The organism is Brevibacillus brevis NBRC 100599 (assembly GCF_000010165.1).
Classification (GTDB): domain Bacteria; phylum Bacillota; class Bacilli; order Brevibacillales; family Brevibacillaceae; genus Brevibacillus; species Brevibacillus brevis_D.
This window is the reverse complement of record NC_012491.1, coordinates 137,951-145,000: the sequence shown is the minus strand read 5'-3', so window position 1 is coordinate 145,000 and position 7,050 is coordinate 137,951. Positions and strand designations below refer to the sequence as shown.

Here is a 7,050-nt window from a genome sequence, read left to right as displayed (position 1 = left end):
ATAAGTGGTGGAGGCTGACGGGATCGAACCGCCGACCCTCTGCTTGTAAGGCAGATGCTCTCCCAGCTGAGCTAAGCCTCCAGAACCCCTGCGATTGCAGGGCGTTTTGCTAGGTGACCCGTAGGGGATTCGAACCCCTGAATGACAGCGTGAAAGGCTGCTGTGTTAAACCGCTTCACCAACGGGCCATTGCTAAGAAAGTGATGGCGGATGGAGTGGGATTTGAACCCACGAGACGGTTCGACACCGCCTACACGATTTCCAATCGTGCTCCTTCGGCCGCTCGGACATCCATCCGTATATTTGAAGTGGATCAAAGCGATCCGCTTGTTTGCCTTTCAGAATTCATATGTTAGCATGCTTTCATCTGAAACGCAAGAACTTTTTTAAATAAACTTAAAAAGTTCAATGTGACATAACTTTTCTGCTAGGCACAATAGCCATTGTAGCGCGTGGAGGATGTACTGTCAACGAAAAGTAATGAAAATCTCAACTTTTTTCTCTGTCTCCCCCCACAGATGCGAATTACGTATATATCATTACCTGTCAGTAGTGATGTTACTCGCCGAATACCACTCTTTTTGTCGAGTCGGCTCGTATCTACACTAATAACAGAACTCACCATAAAGAAAGCCAAGATGGTATAATTTAACTCGAGACAAGACTGGCGGTGGAAGACCACGGCACAGCTTCCTGTAAAGGAGGTGATGCTGATGGTCTCGCTCGGCACGCTTTACCTTTTCCTAAAAGTACTGGCAACCTTGCTAAGCCTCTGGTTTAGCACCAGGAAGCTCTACCGCTGGATAAGAAAGTGGCGTAACAAGCGAAAACCCACCGCCTAAGGTTGACCGCCTGACGGTGGGTTCGCTGTTTTTGTAATCATGCGCGCCGTGGGTGTGCCACAGCTACTTGTCTCAGGAGCCTTGCCGCTGCAACGGTATTGGCTCCTTTATTTATATGTCGGATCATCAATATCTCTACCAGTAGTTTAACACCCTTTTATCACTCCATACAACACAGGCAACAATTACAAGTAGAAAGGATTTGAAATGGATGACCTCGATCCGTCTAGCTACTCCTCAAGACATTCCTGCTGTCTGTACGATTGATGCAATCGTTATTGGTTCAACCAGTCGTTCATCTGAACTTCAAGAAGCCATCGAAAAAGGGCATTGCTATTTGGCGTTAATCGACAAGAATATCGTCGGTTTTGCCATCATCAATCAATCGTTTTTTAAGAACAGCTTTATTCATCTACTCATTGTTCACCCTCACTATCAGAACCGAGGCGTTGGCGAGGAGATGATGCGTTATCTGGAAACGATCTCCCCTACGGAGAAATTGTTCACTTCTACTAACCTTTCCAACGAAAGAATGCAACGCCTCTGCCTAAAGCTCGGATACGTTCACTGCGGAACCCTGACTCACCTAGATCAAGATGATCCTGAAATGTTTTTCTGCAAATACGTGCGCCAGTCGCTATGATTGATTCCGCTCGTAGATCAGACGTAGTCCTTTTAGCGTAAGATTCTGATCCACGACATGGATACAAGAGGTCTCATTCGCAAAAAGAGAGGCCAGCCCTCCCGTAGCAACTACGGTAGGCTGCGTACCGTATTCATCCATAATTCTGCGTACAATGCCCTCGACCTGTCCGACGAACCCATAGAAAATGCCGGCCTGCATCGCCGCTATCGTATTGCGCCCGACTACACTTGCAGGCTTGGTGATTTCGATTCGCGGCAGCTTGGCAGCACGGGTAAAGAGTGCCTCGGTCGATATCCCAATACCGGGAGCAATCGCCCCGCCCCAATACTGCGCCCGCTCATCCACATAGCAAAAGGTCGTCGCCGTACCGAAATCGACAACAATAAGTGGTGCGCCATAATGATGAATCGCAGCAACAGCGTTCACGATTCGATCGGAACCTACCTCTCGCGGATACTCATACTTGATGTTCAGTCCCGTCTTGATACCCGGTCCGATAATCAGTGCTTTTTGTTGCATGTACTTCCCGCACATACGTTCAATCGTGAGGTTTAAAGGTGGCACGACAGACGAGATAATGACGCCTCTCACCTGTTCAAAGCCAAGCCCCACACTACCAAACAAGCTTTTGACGAGCATGCCGTACTCGTCTTCCGTTTTGTTACGATCCGTGGACACTCTCCAATGGTGTTGGAGCTCGTCGCCTTCATACAAGCCCAACACAATATTGGAGTTGCCTATATCGATCACCAATAACATCGTGGTCGCTCCTTACCGCTTGCGCGTATTCAGATCGAGGCTGATATCAAACGCTTTGACAGAATGAGTCAGCGCCCCTACCGAAATAATATCTACGCCTGTTTTTGCAATGTCACCAATCGTCTCCAGACTCACACCGCCAGATGCCTCGACAACGGCCCGTCCATTGATAAACTGCACGGCTTCCACCATTTGATCGAGGGACATATTGTCGAGCATGATCGTATCGGCACCTGCTGCCAATGCCTCCTGAACCTGTTCGAATGATTCGGCCTCTACCTCTACTGTCATCGTATGAGGAATAACCGCGCGTGCCGCTGCAACAGCTTGTGCGATACCGCCCGCTCCTTTGATATGATTGTCCTTGATCATCACGGCATCATACAAGGCAAAACGGTGATTGTAGCCTCCCCCGACTCGAACTGCGTACTTTTCCAAAGCCCTGAGGCCTGGCGTCGTCTTTCTCGTATCGACAACTCGTGCCTTCGTCCCTGCAACGGCCGTTGCGTATTCACTCGTTTTCGTGGCAATCCCAGACAAACGTTGCATTAAATTAAGGGCGAGTCGTTCTCCGCTCAAAATCGAACGAACTGAGCCGCTGACTTCGGCGATCTGCTGACCAACCTCCACTCGTGCTCCTTCTTCTACTTTTGCCTCAAAAACGAGGGTAGAATCAACCGTGGCAAATACTTGCTCCGCAATCGGCAAGCCTGCCACGATTCCCGCTTCCTTCGCATATAAAATGCCGACACCCTGTTCCGATTCAGGAATCGTGCTCATGGTCGTCACATCACCAAATCCCACGTCTTCCTGTAGCCATTCCTCTATTTTTCGCTGAAGCTCCCGTTTATTCCACATCATGCTTCTCACACTCCTCTTGGACACCATCTTCTACAGACTGGATCAAATGCTTACGCCACACCAAGTCGTCTTTATTCGGAAAATCAGTACGATAATGCCCACCTCTGCTTTCTTCCCGCAAAAGTGCCGCTCTCGTTGTCAGGACGGCAGCATTCAACAGATTGAAGAATTCAAACGTTTCCAGACTCTCAGGCTCATACTGGTAGTATTGCTCCATTCGCGCAAGCTCTGCTAGTGCTTTCGTTAATCCCTTATCGTCACGCTTCACACTAACATGCCGCAGCATGAGCTTTTGCATTTTCAATCGCTGTTCACGTGTATTGAACGTTTGGGGCAGTTTTTGCTTGGAAACAACCTCGAAGGGATGAATGCTCGGCAAATCAGCCAGCTGCTTGATCCGCTCCGCGATCCGGTGACCGAATACAACCGCTTCCGATAACGAGTTGCTGGCCAGTCGATTCGCTCCATGTACCCCTGTGCAGGAAGCTTCCCCACATGCAAAAAGCCGGCTCGTCGATGTCTCCCCGTTCAAGTCAGTCTGGACCCCACCCATAATATAATGGCAGGCAGGAGCTACTGGAATCCAATCTGTCACCATATTGAGCCCGTATTGTAAGCAAAAATTATAAATCGTCGGAAAACGCCGCTTAATAAGCTCCTCCGATTCGTGGGTAATGTCGAGATACACGAACGTAGACTTCGTCTGTTCCATCTCAGAGACAATCGCCCTGGCGACAATATCACGCGGCGCCAGCTCTTTTTGCGGATGGTACTTGTCCATGAACCGATCTCCATTGCTGTTACGCAAAATGGCACCCTCCCCACGAACGGCTTCCGAAATCAAAAAGCGCGGGGCTCCCGGATAGTAAAGCGCAGTCGGATGAAACTGGATAAATTCCACATCTTTAATTCGAGCGCCCGCCCGATATGCGATGCCGATCCCATCTGCGGTAGCGATTTGCGGATTCGTTGTGTAACGGTAAAGCTGACCCGCGCCTCCTGTAGCCAGCACCGTTGCTTTGGCTTCCAGGAAAAACAGTTCGCCATCCGGCTTCCGCACGAGGACTCCTACGCATTCGCCATCCTGCGTGATAACATCCACCGCAAAATGATATTCCAAAACCTGAATGTTTGGCTGCTCCATCAAACGCTTGGACAAAGCACGGACGATTTCTGCCCCAGTGGCATCTCCGTTCGCATGCAAAATTCGCCGTTTGCTATGCGCGCCTTCCTGTGTCAGCTCATACTCCCCTTGTTCATCGCGGTCAAATTCCGTTCCGTATGCAATCAGTTCATGCAAGCGATCAGGACCTTCATGCACCAGTACTTCCACAGCGTTATACGAGCAAAGACCTGCTCCAGCGATTAACGTATCCTGTCGATGAAGGGCGGGAGAATCCGATTGGGCTGTTACAGCAGCGATTCCTCCCTGAGCCCAGCGTGTATTACTATCATCGAGTCCCTTCTTGCTGATCAACACCACATCCGCATACTCACTCGTTTGCAACGCCGTATACAACCCAGCAATCCCTGCGCCAATAACAGCTACATCTGCCCTCATCCGGGGTAAGGTGTGCAAATCAAAGTCCACAATATAACGGGGAATCATGGCTGTGTCCCTTCTCTCTTGTAACTGATGATTTTCCACCCATTATAGCAAATACACGCTTGAAGGAGATGCAAAAAAAGAGCACCCGCAAAAGCGAGCACTCCCCTCTATCCGATTAATTCGAATGCGTTACACATTCTTTACACGTGCCATATACCTCGAACTTGTGCCCCGTCACCTGAAACTCTTCCGGTACTGCGGAAATGATATTCATCGGACATCCTGGCAAAGAAGAAGTCTTTCCACATTCCGTACAAATCACATGGTGATGATGGTGTCCATCTGTCGAACAGGCCAAACGGAATCTGCCTTCCCCATCTAACTCCGTCTCCTCCAGAATCCCCAGCTCAACAAAAGTGGAAATGTTGCGATAGACGGTATCGAAGCTGAGTGTTGGATACTGCTCCTTGATTCGTTCCATAATATCCTTGGCAGACAGGTATCGCTTCTCGGTTGCGCAGATTCGAATCATCTCCTCCCGCTTGCCGGTATACTTGAAACCATGTTCTTTCAATATTTGCAGCGCTTCTTCTACTTTCATCGACAAACACTCCTTCCTTTTGTCATAACTGGAAAACTCTTATCGGAAAGCGACCCGCAGCTTTTTTACACCCAATACAACCAGCATAACCAGTACTGCCATCAGTACAATTGTACCACCAGATGCCCAATCAAGGAGATAGGCAAAATACAAACCGCTCAGCACGGAAAACTCCGCGAACAAAATCGACAAGTAAATCGTCTGACGAAAGCTTTTTGCGATTTGCAGACTAGCCGCTACCGGAAGCGTAATCAGCGCCGAGATTAACAGGACACCGACAATACGCATGGAAGCCGCAATCGTCAGAGCGACGAGCACCATAAACAACAGGTTGATCGAACGCCTTGCCACGCCGGAGACGCGAGCGAATTCCTCGTCAAAAGAGACCGCGAAAAGCTCCTTGTAAATCAACACGACTGTCCCTAAAACGACAACTGCCACACCAATCAGTGCATACAGGTCTTCGATGGATACTGTCACGATTTTTCCGAACAAGTACGAATACAAATCTGCATTAAAACCGTCTGCGATACTGATCAATACCGTAAACAGCCCAAGCCCCGCAGATAAAATAATCGGAATCGCCAAATCCTGATACGCTTTGTACACCTTACGCAACCGCTCAATGAACAACGAACCGATCACCGCAAACAACATCCCGAAAAACAGCGGATTGACGAGGGAGAAAAAGGCGACCTTTTTGGAAATGAGCATCCCGGCAGCTACACCAGACAGTGTGACGTGTGACAAGCCATCTGCCATCATCGACAAGCGACGAACAATGAGAAACGTGCCCAAAATAGGGCAAATCAGACCAATTAAAATCCCTGAAAACAGGGTATACCGCAAAAAGTCATACTGCCACCAATCAGCAAGCATGTGTATATTCCTTCTTTCTTACCTATTTACAAAGCTTAATGATGATGAGACAGCAGTCTGACCGAATCACCGTACATACTTTGCAAGATTTTGTCCTGGTTGTGCTCAAAATCGTGCGCTGTTCCGTGGAAGTGAATTTTCTTCTGCACACAAGCCACCTTGGTCACCCATTGAGACATGACTCCCACATCGTGGCTGACGATCATCATCGTCAATCCGTTCTCTTCCTTCAGCGAACGAAGCAAGCTGTAAAATTGATCGATCGATTCCTGATCGACTCCGACTGTTGGCTCATCAAGAATCAACAGCTCCGGTTCAGCCACGAGAGCTCGCGCTATGAATACGCGCTGCAATTGCCCACCGGACAAGTTGCCGATTCGTTGATCCAGCTTTTCCAGCAAGCCGACACGCTCCACCGCAGCCCGAACATTCTCATGATGCTGTTTCGTCAGTCTGCGAAAAAGGCCCACTTTGCCGACCAATCCAGAAGAAACGACTTCTCGGACTGTCGCCGGAAACCCACCAGCTCCATGCGCGACCTGTTGAGCGACGTATCCAATGCGATTCCATTCACGAAACTTGGATAGCGGTTGCCCGAACAGCTCGACTGTCCCTTTGTTTGGCGTCAACAGACCCAAAATCAGCTTCATCAGCGTAGATTTTCCTGATCCGTTCGGTCCGACGATGCCCACAAAGTCTCCGCGTTCCAGTGTGAATTCAACCTCATCGAGAACCTGTTTGTCTTCATATTGAAAGGAGACGCCTGTGAGCTTAATAACTGGCACCTCTTGTTTATGTGGTTCCATGAAATATCCATCCCTTAAATCGGATTTGTTCTTATTTGATTCCCTTCATCGTACTACGATTTTGCCCGAACCACAAGCATCCTACTAACGAAAAAATGCCGCCTGGC

General features: G+C 49.0%; 7 protein-coding genes and 3 tRNA genes. 1 reads left to right on the top strand and 9 read right to left on the bottom strand.

The genetic code is table 11. From position 1 onward, the window contains the following. Positions 1-5: 5 nt before the first annotated feature. From BBR47_RS00845 to BBR47_RS00835, 3 genes are all read right to left on the bottom strand, one after another. A tRNA-Val gene (locus BBR47_RS00845) sits at positions 6-81 on the bottom strand. A 33-nt stretch (positions 82-114) separates the two neighbouring features. Next, positions 115-188: transfer RNA gene (locus BBR47_RS00840), tRNA-Glu, on the bottom strand. 16 nt (positions 189-204) lie between these two features. Continuing rightward, positions 205-297 (bottom strand) — tRNA-Ser (locus BBR47_RS00835). Between the two features lie 756 nt (positions 298-1,053). Here BBR47_RS00835 and BBR47_RS00830 point away from each other — a divergent pair. After that, positions 1,054-1,485: a GNAT family N-acetyltransferase gene (locus BBR47_RS00830; RefSeq protein WP_012683905.1), complete on the top strand. Its 432-nt coding sequence runs from the start codon at positions 1,054-1,056 to the stop codon at positions 1,483-1,485. Here the strand turns inward: BBR47_RS00830 and BBR47_RS00825 are convergent. The 6 genes from BBR47_RS00825 to BBR47_RS00800 all read right to left on the bottom strand — a co-directional run bounded on the left by BBR47_RS00825 (position 1,480) and on the right by BBR47_RS00800 (position 6,943). Beyond that, entirely contained in the window at positions 1,480-2,247 is a 768-nt protein-coding gene (locus BBR47_RS00825) for a type III pantothenate kinase (RefSeq protein ID WP_012683904.1), read from the bottom strand. The two genes, BBR47_RS00830 and BBR47_RS00825, sit on opposite strands and share 6 nt — an antisense overlap. 12 nt (positions 2,248-2,259) lie before the next feature. After that, positions 2,260-3,108, bottom strand: a complete 849-nt coding sequence (nadC, locus tag BBR47_RS00820; RefSeq protein WP_012683903.1) for a carboxylating nicotinate-nucleotide diphosphorylase — start codon at positions 3,106-3,108, stop codon at positions 2,260-2,262. After that, entirely contained in the window at positions 3,095-4,717 is a 1,623-nt protein-coding gene (nadB, locus tag BBR47_RS00815) for an L-aspartate oxidase (protein ID WP_041749194.1), read from the bottom strand. The genes nadC and nadB overlap by 14 nt, the downstream gene beginning before the upstream one ends. A 115-nt stretch (positions 4,718-4,832) precedes the next feature. After that, positions 4,833-5,258, bottom strand: a complete 426-nt coding sequence (locus BBR47_RS00810; protein WP_012683901.1) for a Fur family transcriptional regulator — start codon at positions 5,256-5,258, stop codon at positions 4,833-4,835. Positions 5,259-5,297: 39 nt separating this feature from the next. Further along, the gene (locus tag BBR47_RS00805; protein ID WP_012683900.1) at positions 5,298-6,137 is read right to left on the bottom strand and encodes a metal ABC transporter permease; all 840 of its coding nucleotides are present in this window, start codon (positions 6,135-6,137) and stop codon (positions 5,298-5,300) included. Positions 6,138-6,172: 35 nt separating this feature from the next. Continuing rightward, entirely contained in the window at positions 6,173-6,943 is a 771-nt protein-coding gene (locus BBR47_RS00800) for a metal ABC transporter ATP-binding protein (protein ID WP_012683899.1), read from the bottom strand. Positions 6,944-7,050 lie beyond the last annotated feature (107 nt).